The organism is Pseudoduganella sp. HUAS MS19 (assembly GCF_053615455.1).
The window spans coordinates 5320993-5346870 of the sequence record NZ_CM132133.1; the positions used below are offsets into that span (position 1 = coordinate 5320993).

30 protein-coding genes and 1 other RNA gene are annotated in these 25878 nt (G+C 62.7%); 18 read left to right on the forward strand and 13 right to left on the reverse strand.

Annotated features, from left to right (window positions below; all coding sequences use genetic code 11):
* Positions 1-113: 113 nt before the first annotated feature.
* Complete coding sequence (locus tag ACWBU6_RS24400; RefSeq protein WP_452645919.1) at positions 114-1196, forward strand: sensor histidine kinase; 1083 nt, start codon at positions 114-116, stop codon at positions 1194-1196.
* Positions 1197-1276: 80 nt separating this feature from the next.
* Entirely contained in the window at positions 1277-2101 is an 825-nt protein-coding gene (locus ACWBU6_RS24405; protein WP_452645920.1) for a DUF2071 domain-containing protein, read from the forward strand.
* Here the strand turns inward: ACWBU6_RS24405 and ACWBU6_RS24410 are convergent.
* Complete coding sequence (locus tag ACWBU6_RS24410; protein WP_452645921.1) at positions 2067-2828, reverse strand: AAA family ATPase; 762 nt, start codon at positions 2826-2828, stop codon at positions 2067-2069. The genes ACWBU6_RS24405 and ACWBU6_RS24410 overlap by 35 nt on opposite strands.
* Positions 2829-2916: 88 nt before the next feature.
* On the opposite strand from ACWBU6_RS24410, the gene folD reads away from it, so the two are divergent.
* From folD to ACWBU6_RS24445, 7 genes are all read left to right on the forward strand, one after another.
* Positions 2917-3762, forward strand: a complete 846-nt coding sequence (gene folD, locus ACWBU6_RS24415; RefSeq protein WP_452645922.1) for a bifunctional methylenetetrahydrofolate dehydrogenase/methenyltetrahydrofolate cyclohydrolase FolD — start codon at positions 2917-2919, stop codon at positions 3760-3762.
* Positions 3763-3849: 87 nt separating this feature from the next.
* Positions 3850-5922, forward strand: coding sequence for a M3 family metallopeptidase (locus ACWBU6_RS24420; RefSeq protein WP_452645923.1), 2073 nt, complete (start codon positions 3850-3852; stop codon positions 5920-5922).
* Between the two features lie 16 nt (positions 5923-5938).
* Positions 5939-6571, forward strand: coding sequence for a glutaredoxin family protein (locus tag ACWBU6_RS24425; protein ID WP_452645924.1), 633 nt, complete (start codon positions 5939-5941; stop codon positions 6569-6571).
* Positions 6572-6588: 17 nt separating this feature from the next.
* Positions 6589-7011 carry a DNA polymerase III subunit chi gene (locus ACWBU6_RS24430; protein WP_452645925.1) on the forward strand — a complete coding sequence of 141 codons (423 nt, stop codon included), beginning with the start codon at positions 6589-6591 and terminating at the stop codon, positions 7009-7011.
* Between the two features lie 3 nt (positions 7012-7014).
* Entirely contained in the window at positions 7015-7365 is a 351-nt protein-coding gene (locus ACWBU6_RS24435; protein ID WP_452645926.1) for a hypothetical protein, read from the forward strand.
* 72 nt (positions 7366-7437) lie between these two features.
* A complete protein-coding gene (locus ACWBU6_RS24440; protein ID WP_452645927.1) occupies positions 7438-8580 on the forward strand; it encodes a branched-chain amino acid ABC transporter substrate-binding protein in 1143 nt (380 codons plus the stop codon).
* A gap of 78 nt (positions 8581-8658) precedes the next feature.
* A complete protein-coding gene (locus ACWBU6_RS24445) occupies positions 8659-9786 on the forward strand; it encodes a branched-chain amino acid ABC transporter substrate-binding protein (protein WP_452645928.1) in 1128 nt (375 codons plus the stop codon).
* Between the two features lie 57 nt (positions 9787-9843).
* Here the strand turns inward: ACWBU6_RS24445 and ACWBU6_RS24450 are convergent, their stop codons facing one another.
* Positions 9844-10155 (reverse strand): c-type cytochrome, encoded by a 312-nt coding sequence (locus ACWBU6_RS24450; RefSeq protein WP_452645929.1) that lies wholly within the window; start codon positions 10153-10155, stop codon positions 9844-9846.
* Positions 10156-10265: 110 nt separating this feature from the next.
* Here ACWBU6_RS24450 and ACWBU6_RS24455 point away from each other — a divergent pair, with 110 nt between their 5' ends.
* Positions 10266-10499, forward strand: coding sequence for a TIGR04438 family Trp-rich protein (locus ACWBU6_RS24455; protein ID WP_452645930.1), 234 nt, complete (start codon positions 10266-10268; stop codon positions 10497-10499).
* Here the strand turns inward: ACWBU6_RS24455 and ACWBU6_RS24460 are convergent.
* Positions 10462-11262: an MBL fold metallo-hydrolase gene (locus tag ACWBU6_RS24460; RefSeq protein ID WP_452645931.1), complete on the reverse strand. Its 801-nt coding sequence runs from the start codon at positions 11260-11262 to the stop codon at positions 10462-10464. The two genes, ACWBU6_RS24455 and ACWBU6_RS24460, sit on opposite strands and share 38 nt — an antisense overlap.
* A gap of 34 nt (positions 11263-11296) precedes the next feature.
* Here ACWBU6_RS24460 and ACWBU6_RS24465 point away from each other — a divergent pair, with 34 nt between their 5' ends.
* A complete protein-coding gene (locus ACWBU6_RS24465) occupies positions 11297-12289 on the forward strand; it encodes a helix-turn-helix domain-containing protein (protein WP_452645932.1) in 993 nt (330 codons plus the stop codon).
* 29 nt (positions 12290-12318) lie between these two features.
* Here ACWBU6_RS24465 and ACWBU6_RS24470 read toward each other — a convergent pair whose 3' ends face one another.
* Both ACWBU6_RS24470 and ilvD read right to left on the reverse strand, forming a co-directional pair.
* Positions 12319-13506, reverse strand: a complete 1188-nt coding sequence (locus ACWBU6_RS24470) for an IS4 family transposase (protein WP_452644803.1) — start codon at positions 13504-13506, stop codon at positions 12319-12321.
* 154 nt (positions 13507-13660) lie between these two features.
* Positions 13661-15526, reverse strand: coding sequence for a dihydroxy-acid dehydratase (gene ilvD / locus ACWBU6_RS24475; RefSeq protein ID WP_452645933.1), 1866 nt, complete (start codon positions 15524-15526; stop codon positions 13661-13663).
* A 90-nt stretch (positions 15527-15616) separates the two neighbouring features.
* On the opposite strand from ilvD, the gene ACWBU6_RS24480 reads away from it, so the two are divergent.
* On the forward strand, positions 15617-16513 hold the full coding sequence (locus tag ACWBU6_RS24480) for a LysR family transcriptional regulator (protein ID WP_452645934.1): 897 nt from the start codon (positions 15617-15619) through the stop codon (positions 16511-16513).
* Entirely contained in the window at positions 16514-17338 is an 825-nt protein-coding gene (gene lgt / locus ACWBU6_RS24485) for a prolipoprotein diacylglyceryl transferase (protein WP_452645935.1), read from the forward strand.
* Here the strand turns inward: lgt and ACWBU6_RS24490 are convergent.
* The 8 genes from ACWBU6_RS24490 to ACWBU6_RS24525 all read right to left on the reverse strand — a co-directional run bounded on the left by ACWBU6_RS24490 (position 17303) and on the right by ACWBU6_RS24525 (position 20748).
* Positions 17303-17842 carry a chromate transporter gene (locus ACWBU6_RS24490; RefSeq protein WP_452645936.1) on the reverse strand — a complete coding sequence of 180 codons (540 nt, stop codon included), beginning with the start codon at positions 17840-17842 and terminating at the stop codon, positions 17303-17305. The two genes, lgt and ACWBU6_RS24490, sit on opposite strands and share 36 nt — an antisense overlap.
* Positions 17839-18405: a chromate transporter gene (locus tag ACWBU6_RS24495; RefSeq protein ID WP_452645937.1), complete on the reverse strand. Its 567-nt coding sequence runs from the start codon at positions 18403-18405 to the stop codon at positions 17839-17841. The genes ACWBU6_RS24490 and ACWBU6_RS24495 overlap by 4 nt, the downstream gene beginning before the upstream one ends.
* Positions 18406-18463: 58 nt before the next feature.
* Positions 18464-19267, reverse strand: coding sequence for a sulfite exporter TauE/SafE family protein (locus tag ACWBU6_RS24500; protein WP_452645938.1), 804 nt, complete (start codon positions 19265-19267; stop codon positions 18464-18466).
* Positions 19267-19731, reverse strand: coding sequence for an EVE domain-containing protein (locus ACWBU6_RS24505; RefSeq protein ID WP_452645939.1), 465 nt, complete (start codon positions 19729-19731; stop codon positions 19267-19269). The genes ACWBU6_RS24500 and ACWBU6_RS24505 overlap by 1 nt, the downstream gene beginning before the upstream one ends.
* Positions 19732-19798: 67 nt before the next feature.
* Positions 19799-19979: non-coding RNA, 6S RNA (gene ssrS, locus ACWBU6_RS24510), on the reverse strand.
* A 57-nt stretch (positions 19980-20036) separates the two neighbouring features.
* Complete coding sequence (locus tag ACWBU6_RS24515; RefSeq protein ID WP_452645940.1) at positions 20037-20339, reverse strand: cell division protein ZapA; 303 nt, start codon at positions 20337-20339, stop codon at positions 20037-20039.
* Positions 20336-20557: a hypothetical protein gene (locus tag ACWBU6_RS24520; protein ID WP_057260584.1), complete on the reverse strand. Its 222-nt coding sequence runs from the start codon at positions 20555-20557 to the stop codon at positions 20336-20338. The genes ACWBU6_RS24515 and ACWBU6_RS24520 overlap by 4 nt, the downstream gene beginning before the upstream one ends.
* Positions 20558-20622: 65 nt before the next feature.
* On the reverse strand, positions 20623-20748 hold the full coding sequence (locus tag ACWBU6_RS24525; RefSeq protein WP_452645941.1) for a hypothetical protein: 126 nt from the start codon (positions 20746-20748) through the stop codon (positions 20623-20625).
* A 134-nt stretch (positions 20749-20882) separates the two neighbouring features.
* Here ACWBU6_RS24525 and ACWBU6_RS24530 point away from each other — a divergent pair, with 134 nt between their 5' ends.
* The 5 genes from ACWBU6_RS24530 (at position 20883) to ACWBU6_RS24550 (ending at position 25799) form a co-directional block, all read left to right on the forward strand.
* Positions 20883-21563 (forward strand): response regulator transcription factor, encoded by a 681-nt coding sequence (locus ACWBU6_RS24530; RefSeq protein WP_452645942.1) that lies wholly within the window; start codon positions 20883-20885, stop codon positions 21561-21563.
* Positions 21560-22951 (forward strand): sensor histidine kinase, encoded by a 1392-nt coding sequence (locus tag ACWBU6_RS24535; protein ID WP_452645943.1) that lies wholly within the window; start codon positions 21560-21562, stop codon positions 22949-22951. Before ACWBU6_RS24530 ends, ACWBU6_RS24535 begins: the two co-directional genes overlap by 4 nt.
* 208 nt (positions 22952-23159) lie before the next feature.
* Positions 23160-23975: a flocculation-associated PEP-CTERM protein PepA gene (gene pepA, locus ACWBU6_RS24540; protein WP_452645944.1), complete on the forward strand. Its 816-nt coding sequence runs from the start codon at positions 23160-23162 to the stop codon at positions 23973-23975.
* Between the two features lie 158 nt (positions 23976-24133).
* On the forward strand, positions 24134-24898 hold the full coding sequence (locus ACWBU6_RS24545; protein ID WP_452645945.1) for an N-acyl amino acid synthase FeeM domain-containing protein: 765 nt from the start codon (positions 24134-24136) through the stop codon (positions 24896-24898).
* Positions 24891-25799, forward strand: coding sequence for a ThiF family adenylyltransferase (locus ACWBU6_RS24550; protein WP_452645946.1), 909 nt, complete (start codon positions 24891-24893; stop codon positions 25797-25799). Before ACWBU6_RS24545 ends, ACWBU6_RS24550 begins: the two co-directional genes overlap by 8 nt.
* Positions 25800-25878 lie beyond the last annotated feature (79 nt).

Sequence of the window (25878 nt, forward strand, 5' to 3'; positions counted from 1 at the left end):
TTTCAAATTACGGAAATTGATTTCGCATTATGAAATCAACAGGAATTGAGCCACCTCAATCGTGCGCCCGTCGACCGCGAATAGCCTGACATTGAATAAGCGGGAGGAGCGCCATGCTGTATGAATTCATCTCAAGCAACCGCGACTCGCTACTCGAGCGCTGCAAGAAATTCCGGGAAGCGCGCACCCAGGTCAGTTCAGACGAACGCACCGACGAGGCCATCAGCACTTTCCTCGACCAGTTGATTGAGTCGCTCAAGATCGAGCAGTCGTCGCTTGGCGAGCGCGCCAGCGAAGGGGTCTCGGGCAGCACGATCGGCGTGCCGACCCACTACGATATCGGCACAGCGGCCACCCGGCACGGCAAGTCGATGGAAAACCTCGGTTTCAGCGTCAATGACGTGGTGCACAGCTACGGCGACATGTGCCACGCGATCGTGGAACTGGCCATCGAGCAAAGCATGAGCTTCGAGGTGCCCGAGTACCGCCTGTTGAACCGCTGCCTGGACAACGCCGTCGCCAGCGCGGTGACCGAGTTCAGCTATCATCATGACATGGGACAGGCCAACAGCCAGTCCAGCGATGAAAGCCAGAGACTTGGGGCGGTAGCGAATGAATTGCGCAACCAGCTTGGCACGGCCACCCTGGCTGTGGCGGCAATCAAGACGCGCGAGCTGACGCTGGGCGGCACCACCGGGGCCATCCTGGAGCGCAGCCTGCAAAGCCTGGGCCGCCTGGTCGAAGACATGCTGCAATACGCCGGAAACAAGGATGCCTCGCGGGATTTGCTGGACCTGTTTTCGCTGCGCCAATTCATGGAGTTACTGCAGCAAACCATTGAGCCTGCGGCAGCCAGCCTGTCACTCAAGCTGACCTTGTCGGCTGTCGATTCCAGCCTCGCGGTCAAGGGTGGCCGCGACTACCTGCAAGCGGCCCTGGCAGGATTGCTGCAGGCCGCCTTCCAGTTCAGCCATGTCGGCGAACAGATCCAGATGCACGCTTATGCCAGCGGCAAGCGCATCCTGATCGATATCCTGTGCCCGAGCTGCCCAGACAATTCCCTGGCCCAGCATCCGGCCCTGGCGGTGGCACGCCAGCTGGTCGCCGGCATCAAGGGCAAGCTGGAGCTGCGCGACGGAGAAGCCGCGCCCTTCACATTGTCAATCAGCCTGCCCCGCTATTCCCTGCCAAGCTGACACCCCAGGCGCAGGGCCCGCATGCAGCGTCCAGGAGGATCGCTGTCTTCTTTATACGCATTCGCATATGATAGTGCGATATGACTAACGAATTTGTCCACCCGAAACCGGGCCTTCCCGGCCGCTTGCTCGCACGCCTTGCCAATTCCCGCCGCATCGCAACCGCCCGCCGGGCCGTGTTGTCGCGCCTGCCGTTCCTGACACTTGAGAGCGACGTGCGCGATGTCGTCTACCTGACCTGGATGATGGATGCAGCGACAGCGCAGGCCATGGTGCCTGCGCGCGTGCGTTTATGGCAGCGCAATGGCCTTACGCCGTTCAGCATCCTGACCTATCGCCATGGGCATTTTGGCCCGGCGCTGGCAGGGCCGGCGCGACGCCTGCTGCCATCGCCCTTGCAAAGCAACTGGCGCTTCTACCTGGAAGAGCCGGGAAAGGTGTATTTCGTGCGCAATATGATGGATAGCACACTGCACGCGCTCGGCACCCGCATCTTCAGCGATATCCTGCCGACGCACCTGCCATCGCACTTCACACACGTCCGCGATGGCGAGGAATACGCCACCGTCATCGAGCCCGGCGCCGGCAGCGCCCCGCTGCTGGGGGCGCGCACCCGGGTCTCGGCGCGGCGTGAGCTGCCAAGCGGCCTGGCGCACGCCTTCGCCAGCTGGGACCAGGCGGTCAGCTTCCTTGCATGCCAGCACACGGCCATGATCGAGGTTCCCGGCCTGGGGCGCATGGTGGAATCGGAAATCAGCCTGCCGATTCCGCTCGATGAGGTGCTGCCGCTGGAGGCGCAGGCGGTGACATGCCCGATGGCTGGCACCGACGCCGGCACACCACTCTGCTTCGCCGTTCCACGCGTGCGGTTCAGGGTTCTTTCGGAGTCTCTAGCAGATTCTTGAGCATGCCCCGCGGATTGGCCATGAAGTCGTGCATGACTTCGTAGTGCTCGGTGTCTTCGTAGGCGCGCTGGCGGATGCCGTCGGGCGTGCAGACGAAGATCGACGCTTCAGAATAGGCCATCAGGATCGGCGAATGGGTCGCAATCACGAACTGCGACCCTTGCTGCACCAGCTCATGGATGCGCTTCAATGCACGCAGTTGGCGCTGCGGCGACAGCGCCGCCTCCGGCTCGTCTAGGATGTACAGGCCTTTGCCGCCAAACCGTTTTTCCAGCAGTGCGAGGAACGATTCGCCATGCGACTGCCCGTGCAGCGAACGGCCGCCGTAAGAGTCGATGATGGGCGGCGCGGGAGCGGGAATGCGGTCCAGGTTTTCGATCTCAGTAGCGACGTTGAAGAAGCTTTCCGCACGCAGGAAGTAGTCGGTCCGCGGCTTGCGCACACCGCGTGCAACCCGCAGGTATTCATGCAGGCAGGAGTGCGAGTTACGGGTCCCAAAGTTGAAATTGCTGCTGCCGCCTTCCGCATTGAAGCCCAGCGCGACGGCCAAACCTTCCAGCAAAGTCGATTTTCCCGAGCCGTTTTCACCGACGATGAAGGTCACCGCCGGGTCGAACTCGAGACGGCCGAGGTGCCGCACGGCGGGCAGGCAGAACGGATAAGCCGAGAAATCGGGAGCCTTGTCGGGACGCAGCTGGGCGTCAATCAGGAACTGGTGGGAGATCATTTGTTGATAAGCTTACAATCATGTGCAGTGCAGCACAAGGCCGCCACCATTTATAATGGCGACTTTCCATTCCACCCACCATGCAATCATGTCTGCACAACTGATCGACGGAGTAGCGCTCTCCCAAAAACTGCGCGCCGAAATCGCTTCCCGCGCCGCCGCACTGACCGCCAAGGGCAAACAGCCTGGCCTGGCCGTGATCCTGGTGGGCGACGACCCGGCCAGCCACGTCTACGTGCGCAACAAGGTCAAGGCTTGCGAAGATGCCGGCATCCGTTCCGTCAAAGAGCAGTATGCAGCAGATATGACCGAGCAGGCACTGCTCGACCGCATCGCCACCCTGAATGCCGATCCGGGCATCCACGGCATCCTGGTGCAGATGCCGCTGCCAAAGCATATCGACCCGCACAAGGTTATCGAAGCCATCGCCACCACCAAGGACGTGGACGGCTACTCGGTGCTGAGCGCCGGTGAGCTGATGACCGGCCTGGAAGGTTTCCTGCCATGCACCCCATACGGCTGCATGAAGCTGATCGAATCGACCGGGGTCAACCTGAAGGGCAAGCACGCAGTCGTGATCGGCCGTTCCAATACCGTCGGTAAACCAATGGGCCTGCTGCTCTTGCAAGCCAATGCAACCGTCACCATCTGCCATAGTGGTACCTCGGACCTGGGATACCACACCCGCCAGGCCGATATCGTGGTGGCTGCAACTGGCCGCCGCAATACCCTGACTGCTGATATGGTGAAGCCGGGCGCCATCGTGATCGATGTGGGCATCAACCGCGACGAAAACGGCAAACTGTGCGGCGACGTGGACTTTGCGGGCATCAAGGAAGTGGCCTCGCATATCACGCCGGTGCCGGGTGGCGTGGGTCCGATGACGATTACCATGCTGCTGATGAATACCATCGAATCGGCGGAACGCGCTTAAAACCGGTAGCCCGGTCAGCGCCTTCGGCATACCGGTGTCTGACCCTGCGGGTCAGACACCGCTTTTACGGTTTTAGAGGAGTTAAGAATGACTGACAATCCCCTGCTGGACTTTAGCGGCTTGCCGCGTTTCGATGCGATCAGGCCCGAACACGTCACTCCCGCGATCGAGCACCTGCTGGAGAAAAACCGCGCCGCCGTGGCGCAACTGGAAACGCCAGGCGACAACGTGACCTGGGATAACTTCGTCACCCCGCTGGAGAATGCCACCGAGCTGCTGGGCCGTGCCTGGGGCATCGTCAGTCACCTGAACAACGTGGTGGACACGCCCGAGCTGCGCGCCACCTACAATGAAAACCTGCCGAAAATCACCGAGTTCTGGACCGCCCTGGCGCAGAACGAAGCGCTGTTCGCCAAATACAAGGCCCTGCGTGCCAGCGCGGAATTCTCCACCCTGTCGCCGGCGCGCCAGCGCATCATCGACAACGCGATCCGCGACTTCCGCATGGGCGGCGCCGAACTGCCGGCCGATAAGAAAGAACGCTTCGCCGCCATCCAGGAAGAGCACGCAGCAACCAGCACGCGCTTCAGCGAAAACGTGCTGGACGCCACCAACGACTGGAAACTGCTGGTCGAAGACGAGGCCGAACTGCGCGGCCTGCCGGACGATTCCAAGGCTGCCGCCAAGGCTCTGGCCGAGAAAGACGGCAAGCAGGGCTGGGCCTTCACCCTGCATTTCCCTTCCTACTACCCGATCCTGCAGTTCTGCGACAACCGCGCCCTGCGCGAAAAAGTCTACCGCGCCAACGCCACCAAGGCTTCCGAGCTGGGCGAGGCATTCAGCAAGCGCGAAGACTGGGACAACACCGGCAATATCGCCACCCTGCTGAAACTGCGCGCCGAAGAAGCGAACCTGCTCGGCTACAAGAACTTCGCCGAAGTCTCGCTGGTGCCGAAAATGGCCAAGTCGCCGGAACAGGTGATCGAATTCCTGGAGGACCTGGCCAGGCGCGCCCGTCCGTTCGCGGAGAAAGACCTGGCCGAACTGCAGGCCTACTCCAGCAAGGAACTGGGCATCGGCGACCTGCAGTCGTGGGACCTGCCATACGCCTCCGAAAAGCTGCAGCAGCACCTGTACTCCTTCTCGGCGCAGGAAGTGAAGCAGTACTTCCCCGAGCATAAAGTCGTGGACGGCCTGTTCAAGCTGGTGCAAACCCTGTTCGGCGTAAGCATCAGGCCGGACAGCGCCCCGGTGTGGCACAAGGACGTACGTTTCTACAGCATCGAACGCGATGGCGTGCTGGTGGGCCAGTTCTACCTCGACCTGTACGCCCGCGAGGGCAAGAGCGGCGGCGCCTGGATGGACGACGCGCGCGGCCGGCGCCTGAAGAACGGCGAGCTGCAAACCCCGGTCGCCTACCTGACCTGCAACTTCACCGAGCCGCTGGTGGTGGACGGCGTGCCGCAGCCATCGCTGTTCACGCACGATGAAGTGATCACCCTGTTCCACGAATTCGGCCATGGCCTGCACCACATGCTGACCCAGGTCGAAGAGCTGGCGGTATCCGGCATCTCCGGCGTCGAGTGGGATGCGGTGGAGCTGCCATCCCAGTTCATGGAAAACTTCTGCTGGGAGTGGGATGTGCTGAGCCACATGAGCGCCCACGTGAAAAGCGGCCTGCCGCTGCCGCGCGCCCTGTACGACCGCATGCTGGCAGCCAAGAACTTCCAGTCCGGCCTGCAGACCCTGCGCCAGGTGGAATTCGCCCTGCTCGACATGCTGCTGCACTACGATTTCCAGCCTTCCGGCGCCAAATCGGTGCAGGACGTGATTGACGAAGTGCGGCGTAAATTCGCCGTTATCATCCCGCCAAGTTTCAACCGTTTCCAACATTCCTTCGGCCATATCTTTGCCGGAGGCTACGCGGCGGGATACTATAGCTATAAGTGGGCAGAAGTACTGTCTGCCGACGCCTACGCCGCCTTCGAGGAAGCGGCGGCGCTGGACGGCGGTAAACTGTCCACCGATACTGGTAAGCGATTCCAGCAAGAGATCCTGGCCGTCGGCGGCTCCCGCCCGGCCCTGGAATCGTTCACTGCATTCCGCGGCCGCGAGCCGACCATCGACGCCCTGCTGCGCCACAGCGGCATGGCGGCTTAAAGGAGATAGAGATTCAATGAAACGCGCTGCCCTGCTTTTGCTGCTGCTGACTGCCAGCGCGGCGCACGCCCAGATGTACAAGTGGAAGGACGAAAAAGGCGTCACCCACTTTACGGAGACGCCGCCGCCCACCACTGCCAAGAAGGCCGAGGTGAAAAATTACAACACCGCCGGTGCCGGCGGTGTCGCCTTGCCATCGGAACTGGCGGAAGTCGTGCGTGCCCGCCCGGTGGTGCTGTACACCACATCCAACTGCGGCGCCGGCTGCAATATGGCCCGCACCTTGCTGGCCAACCGCGGCATTCCCTACCGCGAAAAGACCGTTTCGACCAACGAGGACTTTGAAGCCATGAAAAAGGCCGGCAGCGAAGGCCAGGTGCCGTTCCTGCTGATCGGGCGTACGCGCCAGATCGGTTTCGAACAGGGCACCTGGGACAACGCGCTGACCGAAGCGGGCTACCCGACCGTGAAGATGCTGCCGCCGGGCTATTCGAACCCGCCGCCAACGTCGGCCGCACCGCCACGCGGCCCGAGCGCCGATGAGGTGGCCGCCGCCAAGGCGGAAGCCGACCGTGCGGCAGCGGCCGCGGAGAAGGCGCGCCGTGACCGCGATACGCCGCAAAATGCATCGCCGAACTTCCGCTTTTAAACCGCTTCGCAGAAACAATGACGCAGATTGATTTTCACAGCGGCGTGCCGGACAAGGTTGCCTACGCCTGCCGCTTGCTGCGTAAAGCCTACGCCAGCACGCCCCGCATCGTCGTCATGACTGAAGATGCGGCGCAGCTGGCGGAGCTGGACAAGGCCCTGTGGACCTTTTCCGCCACCGACTTCCTGCCGCACGCCCACGCCAACGACCCATTGGCACCCGATTCCGCCATCGTGCTGGCCGACAGCGACACGACCGAACTGCCGGAAGCCGGGCTGCTGGTCAACCTGGCGCGCCGCGCACCGGCCCAGTTCGAGGCTTTTCCGCGTTTGATCGAAGTCATTTCTTCCGCCGAGGAAGATGCGGCGGCGGGCCGCCTGCGCTATGCTGCCTACAAGCGCCAGGACTTCCCGCTCAAACACCTCACTGTAGGCAAATAGCCCATGAACCAGCCTTTTGACGCCAGCATCCCGGTCCTGACCGAAATCATGAAGGACGAGGTGCCAGCGCCCGCCGCGCCGGCGCCGGTCGCAGAAGCAATGCTTCTGGACGAGGACTGGGCAGCACTGCAGCAGCGCGTCTCCGAACAGGTGCTGCAACAGTTGTCGAACCGTGTCGATTTCGTGCTGGAGCAGCGCATCAAGGACTGCATGGCCGAGGTCCTGGAACAGGCCTTGCACACCCTGACGTCGGAGATTCGCGCCGGCCTGCACGACACCATCGGCAAGATCGTCACCCGCGCCGTGCAGCAGGAAATCACACACTTGCAGGCCAATTCCAGCCGCCGGCAATAATTCCCTCTTTGCCATTCGGGGTTTTTGTTGTATTTTCTCTGGCAAATCTGACCTTTTTGACTGGAGCCCCCGATGCAGTTCAAGAACAAGTTCATCCCTGTCGCACTCGCCCTGGCATTTGCCGGCAACGCCTACGCCCAGGACACCATCAAGATCGGCCACGTGGCCCCTGTGTCGGGCCCTAACTCCCACCTGGGCAAGGATATGGAAAACGGCGCCCGCATGGCCGTCGAAGACCTGACCGCCAAAGGCGTCAAGATTGGCGGCAAGCCCGTCAAGTTCGTGGTCCAGTTCGAAGACGACGCCGGCGACCCGAAACAAGGCACCACCGCAGCCCAGAAACTGGTGGATGCCAAGGTCCAGGGCGTGATCGGCCACCTGAATTCCGGCACCACCATCCCGGCCTCGAAAATCTACTATGACGCCGGCATTCCGCAAATTTCCCCGGCCGCCACCTCGCCGGTGTACACCAAGCAGAAATTCAACACTGCCTTCCGCGTTGTCGCCAACGACAACAAGCTGGGCGGCACCCTTGGCGCCTACGCCGTGCAGAAGCTGGGCGCCAAGAAGATCGCCGTGATCGACGACCGCACCGCCTACGGCCAGGGCGTGGCCGACGAATTCGTGAAAGGCGCCAAGAAAGCCCTGCCGGGCGTGCAAGTGGTTGGCAAGGAATTCACCAACGCCAACGCCACCGATTTCAACGCCATCCTGACCAACATCAAATCCAAGAACCCTGACCTGGTGTTCTTCGGCGGCATGGACTCGGTTGGCGGCCCGCTGCTGCGCCAAATGAAGGCGCTGGGCATCAACGCCAAATTCATGGGCGGCGACGGCGTCTGTACCGACGCGCTGTACCGCCTGTCCGCCGGCGCTGCCGCCGACGGCGTGGTCACTTGCGCCGAAGCGGGCGGCGTCACGGCCGACATGCAGAAGAACATGGACGACTTCCGCGCCCGCTACAAGAAGAAGTACGGCCAGGAAGTGCAGCTGTACGCGCCGTATGTGTACGACGCCATCATGACCATGGCCGACGCCATGGAAAAGGCCAATTCGTCGGAGCCGGCCAAATACCTACCGGTGCTGGCCAAGATCAAGCACCAGGGCGTGACCGGCACCGTCGAATTTGACCAGTTCGGCGATATCAAGGACGGCGCCCTGACCCTGTTCACCTACAAGGGCGGCATCAAGACCAGGATGGAAGTGATTAAGTAATACACGAGAATTATCGGGGGGGAGCCCGTGGGCCGCCAGCCAGCATGGCGGCCCATTTTCGTTTCAGGAGAAAGTGCAATGCAAACCAAAACCATCATCGCTGCCATCGCCTTGGCCTTTGCCGGCGCCGCAGGCGCCCAGGAAGTGGTCAAGATCGGCTATGTCGGCCCGCTGTCCGGCCAGTCCGCCCACCTGGGCAAGGATAACCAGAGCGGTGTCCGCATGGCGGTGGAAGACTTGAATGCCAAGGGATTCAAGGTCAATGGCAAAACGGTCAAGTTCGAGATGGTATCGGAGGACGATGCCGGCGACCCCAAACAGGGCACGTCGGCAGCGCAAAAACTGGTCGACGCCAAAGTGCAGGGCGTGATCGGCCACCAGAATTCCGGCACCACCATTCCTGCGTCGAAGATCTACTACGACGCCGGCATCCCGCAGATTTCCGCATCGTCCACCAGCCCGGTGTACACCAACCAGGGCTTCAACACCACCTTCCGCGTCGTGGCGAACGACTTCAAGCTGGGCAGCTCGCTGGGCAAATACGCCACGCAGAAACTGGGCGCCAAGCGCATCGCGGTGATCGATGACCGCACCGCCTACGGCCAGGGCGTGGCTGCCGAGTTCCTGAAGGAAGCCAAGAAAGGCGCCGGCGTGCAGATCGTGGACAAGCAGTTCACCACCGACAAATCGACCGACTTCAACGCCATCCTGACTTCGATCCGTGCCAAGAACCCGGACCTGGTGTTCTTCGGCGGCATGGATTCGGTGGGCGGCCCGCTGCTGCGCCAGATGAAGGCGCTCGGCATCAAAGCCAAGCTGATGGGCGGCGACGGCATCTGCACCGAAGCGATGCCCAAGCTGTCGGGCGGTGCCGACGACGTGGTGGTGTGCGCGGAAGCCGGCGGCGTCACGCCGGAGCAGGAGAAGAAGCTGGCCGAATTCGCCGGCCGCTTCAAGAAGCGCTACGGCTACGACGTGCAGATTTACGCCCCGTACGCCTACGATGCAACGATGGCGATTGCGCATGCCATGGCAGATGCCAAGTCGACCGACCCGGCGCAGTACCTGCCCTTCCTGAAGAAGGTCAAGCATGACGGTCTCAGCGGCACCATCGCTTTTGACGCCAAGGGCGACATCAAGGATGGCGCACTGACACTGTTTGGCTACAAGGCCGACAAGAAAACGCGCATCGAAGTGATCAAATAGAAGCACCGGACGAAAAAAAATGGGGACGTACCCCATTTTTTTCGTCCTGCTTTCACATCATTTCTGGGTCAGTATCCATTTCACCAGGGTCTTGGCTTCGGCCTCGCTCACCTGCGGATTGGCTGGCATTGGGACCGCGCCCCACACGCCGGAGCCGCCCTTGGTCACTTTAGTTGCCAGTTTGGCTTCAGCATCTTTCTGGCCGGCGTACTTGGCAGCGACATCCTTGAATGCCGGGCCAACCAGCTTAGTGGCCACCGCGTGGCAAGCCATGCAGTTCTTGGCCTTGGCCAGGTCAGCGTTTGCGAAAGCGGCCGGCGACGAGAAAGCCGCGGCGACCAGGAAACCAAGCAACAGGGAACGTTTCATTTTCATCTCCAGGAAAAAAACTGACACAATTCTACTCCACAACGCGCCCTGCGTATTATGGGTTGACCGTTAGCTGGATATTGCTATGATGGAATACTAAGGAGTTTTCCATGCCCATTATTCTATTGATAATCGCCCTCGTGGCACTGAAGTACTTTGAAATCTGGAAGTTCGCTGAACTGTCGTGGTGGTGGATCACCGGCACGATGGGCGTTGCCTTTTTATGGTTCGAGTTCATCGAGCCGATGCTGGGCCTCGACAAGCGCAAGGCCCACAACGTCGACGAGCAACGCCGCAAAGACCGCGTCAAGAAAGCGTTCGACGATCTGAAGAAACGTAAGTAAGGCTCTCGCCATCCGCCGGCACGACGATGCGGCCGGCCAGGCCTGCGCCTCGCGCCTGCTCCTGTAGCGCTGCCCGCTGAACCGGGCAGTGGCTTAGGGCTTCAAGGTGGTTCGCCACCATGATGCCCTTGGCGGCGCCGGCGAACTGCAATACCTCTCCTATCCCCATGATGATTTCGTGGCCCAGGTCGAACCTGGCGCCGCCGGCCGGCACCACGCTCACGTCGGGCTGGTGCCGCGCCAGGAAATCGCGCACCTCCCGGGTCAGGATGGTGTCGCCCGACAGGTACAGGCTGGGCTCACCGGGCATCTCGACGAAGTAGCCCACGCCGTGCTCCATCATCAGGCTGACCAGACCTTTGCCATGGCGGCAGTTGACAGTCCTGATGCGGCCTTCGAAGAAAGGCTGCGGCTCGTGATGATTTGGCGCCAGCGGCTGCACATTCAGCCCACGCTGGCGCAGGTGCGCCGCATCATGCGGCGTGCAGATGACGGGGACCTGCCTGCTCCGCAGCCAAGCCTTGGCAGCGCGGTCCAGGTGGTCGAAGTGGCCTTTCTGGCAGTGCGTGATCAGGCAGTGCGTCACCGTTTCCAGGATCGATTCCGTGACCGGCGGCAGGTCGACGATCGGGTTGCGCGTCCTTTCCCCCAGCAGCTTAAGCGGCGGCAGCGCACCTTTCGGCGCCAGCATGGGGTCCACGAGTATTTTGTATCGGCCGAACTCGATCACGGCCGTCGCGTTGCGAAGTTGAGTGATTTTCATGCCGCGATTGTGCGCCGGAGCGGCCCGCCCTACAATGGCAGGATCTGACACAATCCATCCATTTCCAGCCATGCGCATCGGCCTGCTGCTCTACCCCAATTGCCTGCCCGCCGGCCTGTTCGGCACCATGGACTTGCTGCATGCGGCCAACCTGCGCGCCGGCAATACGCTGTTCGAACCGGTCCTCGTCGCAGCGCGGGCGGGCAAAGTCGATTGCGCGCACGGCCAGCAGTTGAATGCCGCCGCGGCGCTTGGCGATGCTGACCTGGACGCGCTGCTGGTACCTGGCTTCTGGGGACAATCATCAGGCCATGCCGCACGCACGCTGGCGGCCAACGCAGGCCTCATCACCGCACTTGCCGCACTGCCGCGCCGCCTGCAGCTCTGGTCTTATTGCACCGGCGTATGCCTGACGGCCGGCACCTCCCGGCTGGACCTGCAAGCAGCAACGATCACCTGGTGGCTGGCGGAATTTGCCGCAGCCCGCTTCCCGAAAGTGCGCTGGCAGTTCGAACGCACGCTGGCATTCAACGAGCATAACGCGACCGCCTCGGGCGTCAATGGCTATCTGCCGATCATGCAGGCCTTGATCGAAACCCGCCTGGGCAAGGAAGCCTATCGCGAGCTGACAAGGCTGATGGTGCTGCCGCGGCCAGAGGAGAGGACGCACCTGGCCTTCCACATGCTCGACCTGATCGAACAACAGGACGCACTGCTGCGCAAGCTGCACCTGGCCGTGGAGGAGATGGCCGCAAGTGCGGCAACGCTGCCGCGCGTCGCCGCCCTGCTGCATACCACGGAAAGGACGCTGGCGCGCAAGGTGCTGGCGGCGAGCGGAATGCCGGCGGCGGCATACATTCGCCGCATCAAACTGAAACAGGTCAGCGAGCGCCTGATCTACACCAAGGCATCGGCCACCGCGATCAGCCTCGAACTGGGCTTCAGCAGCGACTCAGGCATGCGCCGCATGTTCAAGGACTTGACCGCCCTCACCCCGGCCCAATACCGCGTTACCTACAGCAGATGAAAGTCGGGGTCAGCTCCTGACCCTTCCCCTCATATTTTGCAGACACGCACCATCGATATCAGTTCGATAAGTGCGTGTTTGATATCTGTCAGATGGATCGAAGGCGGTTGGGCCTCATTAATCCAATGCATCGCCAATGACAGGATTGACAGAGTGCTGGCAGCCTTCGCGCGACTGCCGTAAGCGACACTGAAACCTGTTTTGCGAGCGGCGAGTCCGATAAGCCAGAGTGCGTAGGTGAGCAATGTCCCCAGCAAGAGCAAAATAGCCAAGCGCCGCAATGTGTGGGTCTGACTAAGGCGTAATCCCATTCCCCACTGCGCGTTCTTGAGGTCGCGGAAGGTTTGTTCGATCTGCATGCGGCCAGCGTAAATGTTGGCGATTTGCTCGGCATTGAGTGAGGCGAGCTTGGGTGAAACGGCGAGCAACCATGGCTCGCGTTGTCCCCGACTATTCTTCTTGCTGTGGCAGCTGCGTGCCGGCTTGCCTATCTTGGTCAATCGGCGCCGCCCCTTTGGGTGGCGTTTCAGCAGCACAAGCCGGCACAGGACAGGATTAGCGCGTGTGTAAAAGTATTGGCCCAGGTCGCGCGCATGGGCGCTGGCCTGTGCATAGAGCGTCTTGCAGCCAACCCAGCCAGGACTGTCGTGCCAGCGCACCATGTCGCGATTGCGGATCCTCCCCACCCAGGCAAATCCGAGCTGGTTTAACAGCTTGAACCAACTGGCGCGAAAGCCGGCATCGGTGATGATGATGGCCCGGCTGCCCGGTGGAAGTATGCTGCGCAACGATTGTAGAAAGTGTTGATGCACAATCGGTGAGCCAAGCTTGGCGCAGGGGTGGGTTTCCTCATAGAGGGTGAACGCACGCCCTTTGACGATGGCTGCTGCCCGTAGCAACTGAATGCTGCTATCGTCTCGTACCGCCGACCAGTCCACAGCAATCTGCACACCAGGCTGGCGGATCACACGGCGAGCCAGCGCACGGTACACGGCATGCTTTTCCTGCGCCAGATGGGGGTTACTCAACAGCCGATCACAGCATTTGATGCGATGGCGCAACTGCGTCGCCGAAGCCAGCTTCTTCCCCATGCGCACCAGACTTAGGCCACCATGCAACGCCGCTGTCGCCACCTTGGCCAAGCATGTCCGCCGCTTGGCATGCATGTTCGGACATTCCTGATCCAATAACCCCTGTATGATTGCATGTGCATGCATGGCGTATTCCTTTCCCTCGCAGTTTGGACGCTACGAATGAAAGGGGTGACACAGCCATGCATGCGCCGTTTTTGGGATTGAAAGTTAACAGCTTCCTTCAACGTTTACAACAAAAATATGAGGGGAAGGGTCAGGAGCTGACCCCGACTTTTCATTACTTACGCGCGAGCTGGCTGAGGTCGCGCACTGCGCCGCGGTCGGCGGAGGTGGTCAGTGCGGCGTAGGCCTGCAGGGCTTGCGAGACGTGGCGCTCGCGCTTGACCGGCTTCCAGGCATCGGCGCCGCGGGCGTCCATCGCTGCGCGGCGTTGCGCCAGCGTTTCGGGCGTCACGCGCAGATTGATGGTGCGCGATGGGATGTCGATGTCGATCATGTCGCCCTCTTCCACCAGGCCGATCGCGCCGCCTTCCGCCGCTTCCGGCGAGGCGTGGCCGATCACCAGGCCGGACGAGCCGCCGGAGAAGCGGCCGTCGGTGAACAGGGCGCATGCCTTGCCCAGGCCTTTCGATTTGATGTACGAGGTCGGGTACAGCATTTCCTGCATGCCGGGGCCGCCTTTCGGGCCCTCGTAACGAATGATGACCACGTCGCCTTCGTGCACGGTATCGCCCAGGATGCCTTCCACCGCCGCATCCTGGCTTTCGAACACGCGCGCCTTGCCGCTGAATTTGAGGATCGATTCGTCCACGCCGGCAGTCTTCACGATGCAGCCCTTCTCGGCGATGTTCCCGTACAGGACTGCCAGGCCGCCGTCTTTCGAGTAGGCGTGCTCCAGGTCGCGGATGCAGCCGGTGCTGCGGTCCAGGTCCGACGAGGCATAGCGTTCGGATTGCGAGAACGCCACCTGGGTCGGCACGCCGCCCGGCGCGGCGCGGAACAGCTGGTGCACGGCCGCGTCGTCGCTGCGCTTGATGTCGTATTTCTCGATTGCTTCGCCCATGGTCGGGCTGTGCACGGTGTGCTGGGTGGTGTCCAACAGGCCGGCGCGCGCCAGCTCGCCGAGGATGGAGATGATGCCGCCCGCGCGGTGCACGTCTTCGATGTGGAACTTGTCGGTCATCGGCGCTACCTTGCACAGGCAAGGCACTTTGCGCGAGATGCGGTCGATATCGGCCATGGTGAACGGCACTCCCGCTTCATGCGCTGCCGCCAGCAGGTGCAGCACGGTGTTGGTGGAGCCGCCCATCGATACGTCGAGCGCCATCGCGTTTTCAAACGCCTCCTTGGTGGCGATGGAGCGCGGCAGCACGCTGTAGTCGTCCTGCTCGTAGTGGCGTTTGGCCAGGTCCACGATCAGGCGGCCGGCACGCAGGAACAGCTCCTTGCGGTCGCTGTGGGTGGCGACGATGGTGCCGTTGCCCGGCAGGGACAGGCCCAGCGCTTCGGTCAGGCAGTTCATCGAATTGGCGGTGAACATGCCGGAACAGGAGCCGCAGGTCGGGCAGGCCGAGCGCTCGATTTCCGCCACGTCGGCATCGGATACGGTGCTGTCGCCGGCCTTGATCATGGCGTCAACCAGGTCCAGCTTGATAATCTTCTCGCCGCCGTTGACGGCCTTGATCACCTTGCCCGCTTCCATCGGGCCGCCGGAGACGAAGACGGCCGGTATGTTCAGGCGCATGGCAGCCATCAGCATGCCCGGCGTGATCTTGTCGCAGTTGGAGATGCAGACCATGGCGTCGGCACAGTGCGCGTTGACCATGTATTCCACCGAGTCGGCGATCAGGTCGCGCGAGGGCAGCGAATACAGCATGCCGCCGTGGCCCATGGCGATGCCGTCGTCAACGGCGATGGTGTTGAATTCCTTGGCCACGCCGCCGGATGCTTCGATCTCGCGCGCGACCAGTTGGCCAAGGTCTTTCAGGTGGACGTGGCCAGGCACGAACTGAGTGAAGGAGTTGACCACGGCGATGATGGGCTTATTGAAATCACCATCTTTCATGCCGGTGGCGCGCCACAGGGCGCGCGCGCCTGCCATATTGCGGCCTTGGGTGGTGGTATAGGAACGGTATTGCGGCATGGTGGGGTCTCCTCAGTAAGAAGCCAAGGGTGCCTTGCCCCTGGCGAGTTGTCAAATATATGATAATCACAGCTGTGATATTCTTCGCGAATGAATATCGAACTTCGCCAGCTGCGTTATTTCGCCACCGTCGCCGAGGAGCTGCATTTCGGCCGCGCCGCGCGGCGCCTGCACATGACCCAGCCGCCGCTGTCGCAAACCATCATGGCGCTGGAGGAGATGCTGGGCGCGCCGCTGTTCCAGCGCAACCGGCGCGGCGTGGCGCTGACCGCGGCCGGGGAAGCGCTGCTGCCGGAAGCGCGCCGCCTGCTCGAGCAATCGGCCGGGCTGGCGGAGCTGGTGCAGCGGGCCGCCACTGGCGCCAGCGGGCGGCTGTCCCTGGCCTTCGTGTCTTCCGCCGATTACAGCGTGCTGCCGCCCACCCTGCGCGCTTACCGCGCCGAGTATCCGCAAGTCGAAATCGCGCTGAAGGAAGCGACCTCCGACCTCCAGCTCGACGACCTGCTGGAAGGCCGGGTCGACGCCGGCCTGCTGATTCCTCCCCTGCCCGACCGTGCGCGCCAGGAGCTGGATTACCTGCCAGTGTTGCGCGAGCCCCTGGTACTGGCCGCGCCGGCACGATTGCCAGCCCTGGCGCGGGCGCATGCTGCCGATCTGCGCAAGCTGGCAGGACTGCCGCTGATCATTTTCCCGCGCCATATCTCGCCGGGACTGTACGACGACATCCTGTCGGTATTCCGCGAAGCGGGCATCGCCGCCGAGGTGGGACAGGAGGCAATCCAGATGCAGACCATCGTCAGCCTCGTATCGGCTGGCATGGGTATCGCACTTGTGCCACAATCCGTGTCGAATTTGCGCCGGCCGGGCGTGGAATACCTGCCCCTGGTCCAGAGCACGCCGCTGGTGGAAACCGGCCTGGCCTGGCGGCGCGACAATGCCTCGCCCGTGCTGCGCGGCTTTTTGGAATTAATGAGAAAGAGAATCTGAATGCCTGCGTTAATGCATCCAATGCCCGATCCGGTCGCCATCCATCTGGGGCCTGTGGCGATCCACTGGTACGGCCTGATGTACGTGCTGGCCTTTGCCTTCTTCATCGCACTGGGCCGCGTGCGCATCAAGCAGCCGCACATCGCCAAGCAAGGCTGGACCAAGGAAGACCTGGACGACATGCTGTTCTACGGCATGCTGGGCGTGATCGTGGGCGGGCGCCTGGGTGAAGTGTTCTTCTACCAGCCGGAAATGCTGCTGACGCCACTGCGCGTGTTCAAGGTGTGGGAAGGCGGCATGAGCTTCCACGGCGGCTTCCTCGGCGTGCTGATCGCCATGGCGCTGTGGGCGCGCAAACGCAAGCGCAACCTGCTGGACGTGTATGACTTCATCGCACCGCTGGTGCCGCTGGGCTACGCCGCCGGCCGCCTGGGCAATTTCATCAACGCCGAACTGCCGGGACGCATTGTCAGCAATCCTGACCTGCCATGGGCGATGATCTACCCGAACGTCGGCCCGCTGCCGCGCCACCCTTCGGCGATCTACCAGATGCTGGTGGACGGTATCCTGGTGTTCTGCATCCTGTGGCCGTTTGCCCGCAAGGCCCGTCCGCGCCTGGCAGTGGGCGCACTGTACGTGCTGCTGTATGGCTGCGCGCGCTTCTTCACCGAGTGGTTCCGCACCCCGGACTGGGAAATCACCGTGGCCGGACTGCCGATCACCTCCGGCCAGATGCTGTCGCTGCCGATGATCATCGGCGCCATCATCATGCTGGTGTGGGCTTACCGTTCACACCAGCCCAACGGCGCCGGCCAGCGCGCCTAAGGCGATCAGCCACAAGGGATTCAATCTGCTTGCATAGGCCGCCGCTGCGGCGGCCAGCGCCAGCACGATGCCGCGCCAACCGGCGCCGGCCACGTTCAGGAAAGTCCACGCGGCGCCGGCCAGCATGCCGGCAGCCAGCGGCGCCAGCGCATCGCGCAGCGCGCCGGCCCAGCGCCCTTCCCCGCCGCCATGACGGTTGATCACCGTCCCCAGCGCCAGCACCAGACAGGACGAAGGCACGATCGCCGCCAGCGTCACCACGACCGCGCCAAGCCAGCCCTTGATCATCCAGCCGATCAGCGTCACGAACAGCAGGTTCGGGCCGGGAGCCGCTTGCGCCAGCGCGTACATGGCGGCGAACTGCTCGTCCGTCAGCCAGTGGTTCTGTACCGAGACGTAATGGTGCACGTCCGGAGCCACCAGCACCACGCCGCCGCCGATCGCCGTCAGCGACAGCACCGCCAGGTGCCAGGCCAGGCCGCCCAGTTTGACGTCATCGTTCACGGCTTCCTCCAGACGAAAGCAAACAGCAGGAAGCCGACCGGCACCAGGGTGGCGACCACCGTGATCAGCCCGACCTTCGCCACCCCGAGGCCGACAAAGGCCGCCACCAGCAGCGCAAGCTGCACCGCGCGGCGTCCGGGCTGGGCGGTGCCGCGCAGCATGCCGGCCGCAAGCTTGAGCGCCGTCGCGAGGATCAGGCCCGACGCGGCTGCCGCCATGCCGCGCATGGCATTGACAAAGAGCGGCTGGTGCGCCAGTCCCTGGTAGGCCGCGCCCAGCGCGATGACGATGAAGAATGGGCCGAGCAGCAGCCCGGCCAGCGCGGAGAAGCCGCCTGCCACGCCAGCGTAGCGCTGGCCGACCATGACGGAGAGATTGCAGATCGTGGGGCCGGGCAGGAGCTGGGCGATGCTGAGAAGCTGGCCGAATTCAGCGGCAGTCAGCCACTGCGTGCGTTCGACCAGGTGGCGGTAGGCAAAGGGCAGCACGCCGCCAAAGCCCTGCATCGCCATGTGTGAGAAGACCTTGAACAGCGCCCAGCATCCGACCCGTGCATCCTGCATCGCAACCTCCATTCAGCCCGGCATGCCCGGCCGCGGCCGGGGCGCCGCGACGCGTCCGCTACGCGAACGCGCGGTAAAACATATAGCCCGCAAGTGCGAACAGCACCACGGCAAAGGCGCGCTTGAGCGCAGCCACGTCCATTTTGTGCGCCATGCGCGCGCCCAGCGGCGCCATGACTACGCTGGCAGCCACGATCACGGCCAGCGCAGGCAAATAGATAAACCCCAGCGAATACTGCGGCAGGCCCGGCGCTGACCAGCCAAAGTAAATATTCGACAGGGTGCCCGCCAGCGCAATCGGGAAACCCAGCGCCGCGCTGGTTGCCACCGCCTGGTGAATACGCACATTACACCACGCCATGAACGGCACCGAGATGAACCCACCGCCAGCACCGACCAGTCCCGCCGCGGTGCCGATCACGCCGCCCGCGGCAAACATGCCCGCCGTGCCAGGCAATTCGCGCCCGGCGGAAGTTTTCCTGTTACGCAGCATCTGCGTCGCGGAGAACGCCACGAACAGCGCGAACAGCAGCGCCAGCGCCGAAGTATCCAGCTGCTTGCCGATCCAAGGCCCGATCCAGGAACCGATCACGATGCCCGGCGCCAGCAGGGCCACGATGCGCCATTGCACCGCGCCGTGCCGGTGGTGCGCCCGCACCGAAGACAGGGAAGTAAACATGATCGTCGCCAGCGAAGTGGCAATCGCCATATGCACCACCAGTCCGGGCGGAAAGCCCTTGGCCGTGAAGATCATGGTGATGAAGGGAACCAGCACCATGCCGCCGCCTATCCCCAGCAAACCCGCCGCGTATCCGCCTCCCGCCCCCATCAGGAGCAGGATGCCGATCAGACTCCAATCCATCAAACGCCCTTCAGCAGCGCCATCACATGCTTCCACTGGGCCGGCGTAACCGGCGTGATCGACAGGCGGCTGCCTTTTTGCAGCACGGCCATGTCTTCCAGTTGCGGCAGCGTGCGCATCTCCGCCAGCGACAGAAGGCGCGTCTTGCGCACGCCCTTCACGTCGACGGAAATCCAGCGCGGCTGCTCCTGCGTCGCCTTCGCGTCGTAGTAATGGCTCCTGGGATCGAACTGCGTGGCGTCGGGATAAGGCCCGCTGACCACTTCGGCAATACCGGCAATACCCGGCTCGGGACAGGAGGAATGGTAGAACAGGACGCCGTCGCCGATCTTCATCGCATCGCGCATGAAATTGCGGGCCTGGTAATTGCGCACTCCGAACCAGGGCACCGTCTTGCCGTTGGCGGACATCACATCGTCGATGCTGACTTCGTCGGGCTCAGACTTCATCAACCAATATTGCATGGCGCTCCTCTGGGCGTAAAAAAACGGTTGCGCACCCTCGGGTGCTGGCAACCGCTTTCGTATGGAATGAGGCCCCGCCTGTGCCGTTATGCCGGCATCCCGAACCTTACGGTTCAAGGTGGTTGCAGTTAGTTCAACTTCGGGTTCATCAGACAAGTGACGCTCACGCCCGTCGAACAAATTTCCGCAACCGATGCGTGTAAATGGTTCAAGGAATATATGGCAAATCTCGAACACCGCAGGGTGACACGAAGTTTACTCCTCAAACGTTTTGCGGGAAAGGCCTTTAAGACAATTTTTGGGAATTAGAAGAGATTCTCTTGCGGCGTCAGCGCGTTGTCGAGCACCTTGTGCATGGCGCCCAGCTTCTCCTGCACCTCCAGCATCGACGGGCCGCCATTGGCAGTCTTCGATGCCAGGAATTCGGCCGCCATGCCCAGCGCCGCCATCACGGCGATGCGGTCATTGCCCTTGATCTTGCCGGCATCGCGGATCGCACTCATCTTTTTGTCGAGCAGGTTGGCCGCTTCGCGCAGCGCGCGTTCTTCGTCAGCCTTGCAGGCGAGCTTGTAGGGCTGGCCCATGATGGTCACGTCGACTTGGATCATTGTGCATCCTCAGGAGTGTCTGCTTCGGCAGCGGGGATTTTATCGAGCAGCGCCATCACGCGTGCGTGCGCCTCACCCAGGCGGCGCTGGTATTCGAGATTGTCGGCCACCAGAGCTGCATTGGCCTGGCGCAACTGGGAATTCTCCCGGCGCAAGGCTTGCGCGAGTTCCGCAAGGCGGTCGATTTTGTCGGAAAGTTCTTGGAAGTCTGCGATCATCCCGAAACTATAGAGCCGCACGATTGTACGGTCAACTTGGTGTTATACATGCTTACGATTGTAGCTCATTTGTAAGCGTGCCCTGCGATCTTGCGCGCTGCCGCCGCGATGTCGACGCACACGTCCTTGAACGCGCCGCCGATGTCGGCCAGGTCATTGCCTAGTTCCCGGAACCAGATGCCGAGGCTCATGGTCTGTCTCCCTTGTTTTGACCCCGCCATTACACCAGGTGAAAATGACGGGACGGCCAACGCTTCGATTACAAAGCTGTAATCGAGACCCGCCCGCATTGACGGCGCTTTGGCATTTCCTGACAATGCTGGGGATGAAAGCCCTACTGGTAGAAGACGAACAGCGTATCGCGAGCTTTGTATGCAGCGGATTGCGCGAACAAGGCATCCTGGTCGACCATTGCGAAGATGGGAACCAGGGCTATGACTACGCGCTGACACGCCAGTACGACATCATCCTGCTCGACATCATGGTGCCGGGCCGCGACGGCCTGGCGATCCTGAAAGCCCTGCGCCGCGACGGCCGCGACACGCCGGTCATCCTGCTGACCGCACGCAATGAGCTGGACGACCGCCTGCAAGGCCTGAACCTGGGCGCCGACGACTACCTGGCCAAGCCGTTCTACGTGGAAGAACTGATCGCCCGCATCCACGCCCTGCTGCGCCGCGTAAGCGGCGAGCGGCAGAACGTGCTGACGGCCGGCCCGCTCAAACTGGACCGCCTATCGCGCGTGGCACAACTCGATGGCCGCGAAGTCGAACTGACCAGCCGGGAATTCAACCTGATGGAATACCTGATGCGCGCGCCGGGCCGGGTGTATACCCGCACCCAGATCCTCGAGCATGTGTGGGGCTACGACTTCGACCCGCAAACCAATATGGTCGACGTCTGCATCCAGCGCCTGCGCAAGAAGCTGGCCTTGCCCGAGCACGTTGCCATCGAGGCTGTGCGCGGCGTCGGCTACCGCCTGCGCAAGCCGGATGGCGACGCATGAAGCCTGCGCGCCGCCCCTTCATCCGCTCCTTCCGCATTCGCATTGCGCTGATCACGACCGGCCTCGCCATCGGCGTGGTCGCAGTGCTGTTCGTCGCCTCCGCCGTGGCGGTCGTTGCGCGGCGCGCCAGCATCCTGGACCGCATGATGGTGGCGCACCTGTCAGGGCCGGGTTTCGGCACCAGGACGCCGGCCGTATGGCCTTCCATCGATGCCCACCTGAACGCCAGCTTCAGCGGCTTCGCGCCGGCCGGCAGCACGGAGCATTTCGCCATCCTGCGCGCGGTGGACGACAGCGGTGCCCTGCTGTACCGAAGCCCTGACTGGCCCCGCTCGCTGCTGGTGCCGGAAGCTGCCGACAGCCAACTGCGCACCTACTACGGCGGCGGCACGCAGTGGCGCATCGGCCAGACGCGGCGCGGCAGCGTGCTGGTGCAGTTCGGCGTCAACACCACCCTGTCTGAAGCCCAGCTCAAGGCCACCATCTGGCGCTTTGGCGGCGCAGTGATCCTGCTTTGCCTGGCGGTGGGCGGCGTGGCGTGGTACCTGGCCGGCCGTGCCATGCGCCCGATCGAACACCTGACCGGCGTGATGGAACGCATCCGTGCCAGCGATCTGCGCCAGCGTGTGGCAGCCGATGAAGAGGTGACGGAGTTCGAGCGCCTGGTTACCGTGTTCAACGACATGCTGGACCGGCTCGAGCGCAGCTTCCTGCAGTCGGCGCGCTTCTCGGGCGATGCGGCCCATGAACTGCGCACACCGGTATCGATCCTGCAGGGCGAACTGGAACGCGCCTTCGAACGGGCCGGCGCCTACCCCGAACTGGAACAGGCGCTGGCCGACATGCTGGATGAAGTGCGCCGCCTCGACAATGTGGTGCGCAAGCTGTTGATGCTGTCGCGCGCCGATGCCGGCCAGCTGCAGATCCCGATGCAGGCGTTCGACCTGGTGCCGGTCCTGCGTGAGCTGGCCGACGACCTCGACATGATGGCGCCGGACCGCCCCTTGCGGCTCGACCTGCCGCCGCGCATGGATGCGCAGGGCGACGCCGACCTGCTGCGCCAGGTGCTGCAAAACCTGGTCAGCAATGCGGTCAAGTACGGTGTGCCGCAAGGCTGGATCGCCATTGCCGGCCGCCGCAGCGGCACGGGCTGGCTAGTCGAGGTGGCCAACGCCTCAGCCGGCATCGCTTTCGAGCAGCGCGAACGCTTGTTCGACCGCTTCTATCGCGCCGAACATGCCTACAACCGGCGCATAGCCGGCGTCGGGCTCGGCCTGGCACTGGCACGCGAAATCGCCCGGGCCCACGGCGGCGAGCTGAAGCTGTCCGATTGCACGCCGACCCAGGTCACATTCAGCCTGACCCTGCCGTTAATAACTACTCAATAAGTAGTTGCAAGTCATTGATTTGATTGGCTTTTATGTCGGGAATTTTTACAGCAATATAAAAGTTGCTTCGATATTAATTTACAAGCGAATATTAAGTGCTTGATTCATTTAGGACTGTGATTTTTTGGCATGGCCCTTGCATGGATGGCCATGCAGATGATTGGTACCCGCCAATTCCTCACTGAAAAACCTGATTGGAGAGACGAGCATGAAAAAATATTTGCGCTGGTTGCTGGCAGGCGCACTGGGTTTGCTAAGCGCGGCCCAAGCATCCGCGTCGCCGGTGTTCACCGTGAACCCCACGGTCATCAACGGCGCCGGCAGCACCTTTGACGCCGATGCCATCAATGGCTTTTCTTCCACCCGTATCCGGCATGAAGCCGGCGACCCGGCCACCTTCTACCGCGCCAGCGGCTATGCTGTCTTCACCGGTTTTGCGCTGAACAGCGCGCCAGTACCTGGCGGACAATCGCAAGTCAACGTGGCTTACGGCCTGTATGCAACCTTTACCCAGGAGTTCACCTGCTCCGGCGTGCTGGCGCCAGGCGTGAGCTGCAACGTGAGCGCTTTCTCGTTCGAGCTGTGGGCCGACCCGGACAACGACAACACCTATTCGCTGGCGACCGTAGCGCTGGACCCGACCGTCCTGGCTGCCGGCGACCAGTACAAGCTGGCCAGCTCGAGCATGCTGACCGCCGGTGTCGGCGGCCTGGACCCGCTGGGCGGGGCGTACCAGAACCTGAACTTCGGCTGGGAGTTGTTCGACAATCCCGATCCGCTGGTGCCGGACGGCTTTGACTACTTCACCCTGCCGCGCCCGTTCTATACCGCCGCCTTCTCCGCCTTCAATAACACCTCGCTAGGCATCGAATGCGACGTGGCGGGCTGCCTCGGCGCCAACATCGTGGCGATTAACTCGGAGACCGGCATCTTGGACTTCAACCAGGTTCCGGAACCTGGCAGCCTGGTCCTGCTTGGCCTGGGCTTGCTGATGGTGGGCACGCAGCGCTTGCGGCGCCGCTAAGCCGAGCGCTGGAAGGCACGACGAGCTGATGCGATTGCCCGCATCAGCTCGTCGTGGCATGATCGTTTTTCAGCGCCGCGCGTTGGTCGGCCTTTTTAGCTTTCACCATGCTATTTGCGGGATGACTTGACGCCTGGCGCTTGCTGGAGGAACTCGCCATGCATGACAGCCCCGACGCCACGTCCAACACTGCGCACGACACCAGCGCAGACGACGCAGCCCCGCACTCCACGCTGAGCGAAGGCGATCCCCTGGTCGCGCAACTAGCCGACCAAGTCACGCAAGAACTGGACTTCGGCATCAGACTGGTCGACACGCCCACCGGGCGCAACCAGGCCAGCATGCTGATCCACCGCATGTATAGCTGGCGCGGTTTTACCGGCAACCATGCGTTGACGCCGGTCGCCAACCGCGTCACCCTGATGGCCAGCCAGCGCGGCGAAGCGGTGGGCACATTGAGCGTCGGCCTGGATTGCCCGGAAGGCTTGCTGGCCGACGAGCTGTTCAAGCCCGAACTGGACGCCTGCCGCGCCAAAGGCGGCCGCATCTGCGAAATCATCAAGTTCGCCTTCGACATGGCGGGCAACAGCAAGCAGTACCAGGCCGCCCTGTTCCACCTGGCCGTGATCACCGCGCGCGACGTCCACCAGCGCACGCATATGTTCATTGAAGTGCAGCCGCGCCATCGCGCCTTTTTCGACAATGCGCTGGGCTTCAAGCAGATCGGCGAGCCGGTGCTGAACCCGCGCGTCAATGTGCAGGGCATCCTGATGTGCGTCGAGCTGGCCTATATGACGGAACAGATCCAGCGTTACGGCGGCAAGGGGGCGGTGCCCGGCGTACGCTCGTTCTACCCGCAGTTCTTCTCGCCGCGCGAGGAAATAGGAATCGTCAACAGAATGCTCAACCTGCCACATGACTAGCCGCGACAAAGAACCTGCGATGGCTGCCCGCTTCCAGTACGAAGAGGCGTTTGCGCGCAACCTCGGTTGGGTCACACCGGAGGAACAGCAACGCTTGCGCGGCAAGCGCATCGCCATTGCCGGCATGGGCGGCGTGGGCGCCGTGCACCTGCTGACATTGGCCCGGCTCGGCGTCGGCGCCTTCCATATCGCCGACTTCGACTGCTACGACATCCCCAACCTGAACCGGCAGGCGGCCGCCTTCATGTCCACCATGGGCCAGCCCAAGGTGGCCGTGGCGGCACGCATGGCGCAGGACATCAATCCAGAAATCGAGATACGCCAGTTCGGCCAGGGCGTCAACGGCGCCAATGTCAGCGCCTTCCTCGACGGGGTCGACCTGTATGTCGATGGCCTGGACTTTTACGCCTTTGCCGCGCGCACCCTGGTCTACGGCCACTGCGCCGCGCAGCGCATCCCCGCGACCATGGCCGCGCCGCTGGGGATGGGCGCCTCCTGCCTGAATTTCCTGCCAGGACACATGAGCTTCGAGGACTATTTCCAGTGGGGCGACTTGCCGGAAGTGGAGAAAGCCCTGCGTTTCCTGGTCGGCCTGGCGCCGGCCAGCCTGCATCGCGGCTACCTGGTATGGCCGCAGGGCGTCGACCTGGCGCAGCGCCGCGGCCCGTCCACCAGCATGGGTTGCCAGCTGTGCGCGGGCATCGCGGCCAGCCAGGCGCTGAAAATCCTGCTGGGACGGGGCAAAGTGCTGGCCGCTCCCCACGGCTTCCAGTACGACGCCTACGAAGACAGATATGTGACGACCTGGCGGCCGGGCGGCAACCGCCACCCGCTGCAGCGCCTGGCCATGGCGCTGGCGCGCCGCAAATTCGTCGGTACGGCGCCGCCGCGCGCCGGCTGACTGGGGTGCGCGGCAGCCCGCCATTACCCGCTACATTCCACCGTTGGCTCCGATTTGTGCCAAATTATCACTTTGGCAT

Bases quoted from the DNA above. Each gene is read 5' to 3' on its own strand.
- ACWBU6_RS24400 (WP_452645919.1), top strand. From the start codon at position 114: ATGCTGTATGAATTCATCTCAAGCAACCGCGACTCGCTACTCGAGCGC.
- ACWBU6_RS24405 (WP_452645920.1), top strand. From the start codon at position 1,277: ATGACTAACGAATTTGTCCACCCGAAACCGGGCCTTCCCGGCCGCTTG.
- ACWBU6_RS24410 (WP_452645921.1), bottom strand. From the start codon at position 2,828: ATGATCTCCCACCAGTTCCTGATTGACGCCCAGCTGCGTCCCGACAAG.
- folD (WP_452645922.1), top strand. From the start codon at position 2,917: ATGTCTGCACAACTGATCGACGGAGTAGCGCTCTCCCAAAAACTGCGC.
- ACWBU6_RS24420 (WP_452645923.1), top strand. From the start codon at position 3,850: ATGACTGACAATCCCCTGCTGGACTTTAGCGGCTTGCCGCGTTTCGAT.
- ACWBU6_RS24425 (WP_452645924.1), top strand. From the start codon at position 5,939: ATGAAACGCGCTGCCCTGCTTTTGCTGCTGCTGACTGCCAGCGCGGCG.
- ACWBU6_RS24430 (WP_452645925.1), top strand. From the start codon at position 6,589: ATGACGCAGATTGATTTTCACAGCGGCGTGCCGGACAAGGTTGCCTAC.
- ACWBU6_RS24435 (WP_452645926.1), top strand. From the start codon at position 7,015: ATGAACCAGCCTTTTGACGCCAGCATCCCGGTCCTGACCGAAATCATG.
- ACWBU6_RS24440 (WP_452645927.1), top strand. From the start codon at position 7,438: ATGCAGTTCAAGAACAAGTTCATCCCTGTCGCACTCGCCCTGGCATTT.
- ACWBU6_RS24445 (WP_452645928.1), top strand. From the start codon at position 8,659: ATGCAAACCAAAACCATCATCGCTGCCATCGCCTTGGCCTTTGCCGGC.
- ACWBU6_RS24450 (WP_452645929.1), bottom strand. From the start codon at position 10,155: ATGAAACGTTCCCTGTTGCTTGGTTTCCTGGTCGCCGCGGCTTTCTCG.
- ACWBU6_RS24455 (WP_452645930.1), top strand. From the start codon at position 10,266: ATGCCCATTATTCTATTGATAATCGCCCTCGTGGCACTGAAGTACTTT.
- ACWBU6_RS24460 (WP_452645931.1), bottom strand. From the start codon at position 11,262: ATGAAAATCACTCAACTTCGCAACGCGACGGCCGTGATCGAGTTCGGC.
- ACWBU6_RS24465 (WP_452645932.1), top strand. From the start codon at position 11,297: ATGGCAGGATCTGACACAATCCATCCATTTCCAGCCATGCGCATCGGC.
- ACWBU6_RS24470 (WP_452644803.1), bottom strand. From the start codon at position 13,506: ATGCATGCACATGCAATCATACAGGGGTTATTGGATCAGGAATGTCCG.
- ilvD (WP_452645933.1), bottom strand. From the start codon at position 15,526: ATGCCGCAATACCGTTCCTATACCACCACCCAAGGCCGCAATATGGCA.
- ACWBU6_RS24480 (WP_452645934.1), top strand. From the start codon at position 15,617: ATGAATATCGAACTTCGCCAGCTGCGTTATTTCGCCACCGTCGCCGAG.
- lgt (WP_452645935.1), top strand. From the start codon at position 16,514: ATGCCTGCGTTAATGCATCCAATGCCCGATCCGGTCGCCATCCATCTG.
- ACWBU6_RS24495 (WP_452645937.1), bottom strand. From the start codon at position 18,405: ATGCAGGATGCACGGGTCGGATGCTGGGCGCTGTTCAAGGTCTTCTCA.
- ACWBU6_RS24500 (WP_452645938.1), bottom strand. From the start codon at position 19,267: ATGGATTGGAGTCTGATCGGCATCCTGCTCCTGATGGGGGCGGGAGGC.
- ACWBU6_RS24505 (WP_452645939.1), bottom strand. From the start codon at position 19,731: ATGCAATATTGGTTGATGAAGTCTGAGCCCGACGAAGTCAGCATCGAC.
- ACWBU6_RS24515 (WP_452645940.1), bottom strand. From the start codon at position 20,339: ATGATCCAAGTCGACGTGACCATCATGGGCCAGCCCTACAAGCTCGCC.
- ACWBU6_RS24520 (WP_057260584.1), bottom strand. From the start codon at position 20,557: ATGATCGCAGACTTCCAAGAACTTTCCGACAAAATCGACCGCCTTGCG.
- ACWBU6_RS24525 (WP_452645941.1), bottom strand. From the start codon at position 20,748: ATGAGCCTCGGCATCTGGTTCCGGGAACTAGGCAATGACCTGGCCGAC.
- ACWBU6_RS24530 (WP_452645942.1), top strand. From the start codon at position 20,883: ATGAAAGCCCTACTGGTAGAAGACGAACAGCGTATCGCGAGCTTTGTA.
- ACWBU6_RS24535 (WP_452645943.1), top strand. From the start codon at position 21,560: ATGAAGCCTGCGCGCCGCCCCTTCATCCGCTCCTTCCGCATTCGCATT.
- pepA (WP_452645944.1), top strand. From the start codon at position 23,160: ATGAAAAAATATTTGCGCTGGTTGCTGGCAGGCGCACTGGGTTTGCTA.
- ACWBU6_RS24545 (WP_452645945.1), top strand. From the start codon at position 24,134: ATGCATGACAGCCCCGACGCCACGTCCAACACTGCGCACGACACCAGC.
- ACWBU6_RS24550 (WP_452645946.1), top strand. From the start codon at position 24,891: ATGACTAGCCGCGACAAAGAACCTGCGATGGCTGCCCGCTTCCAGTAC.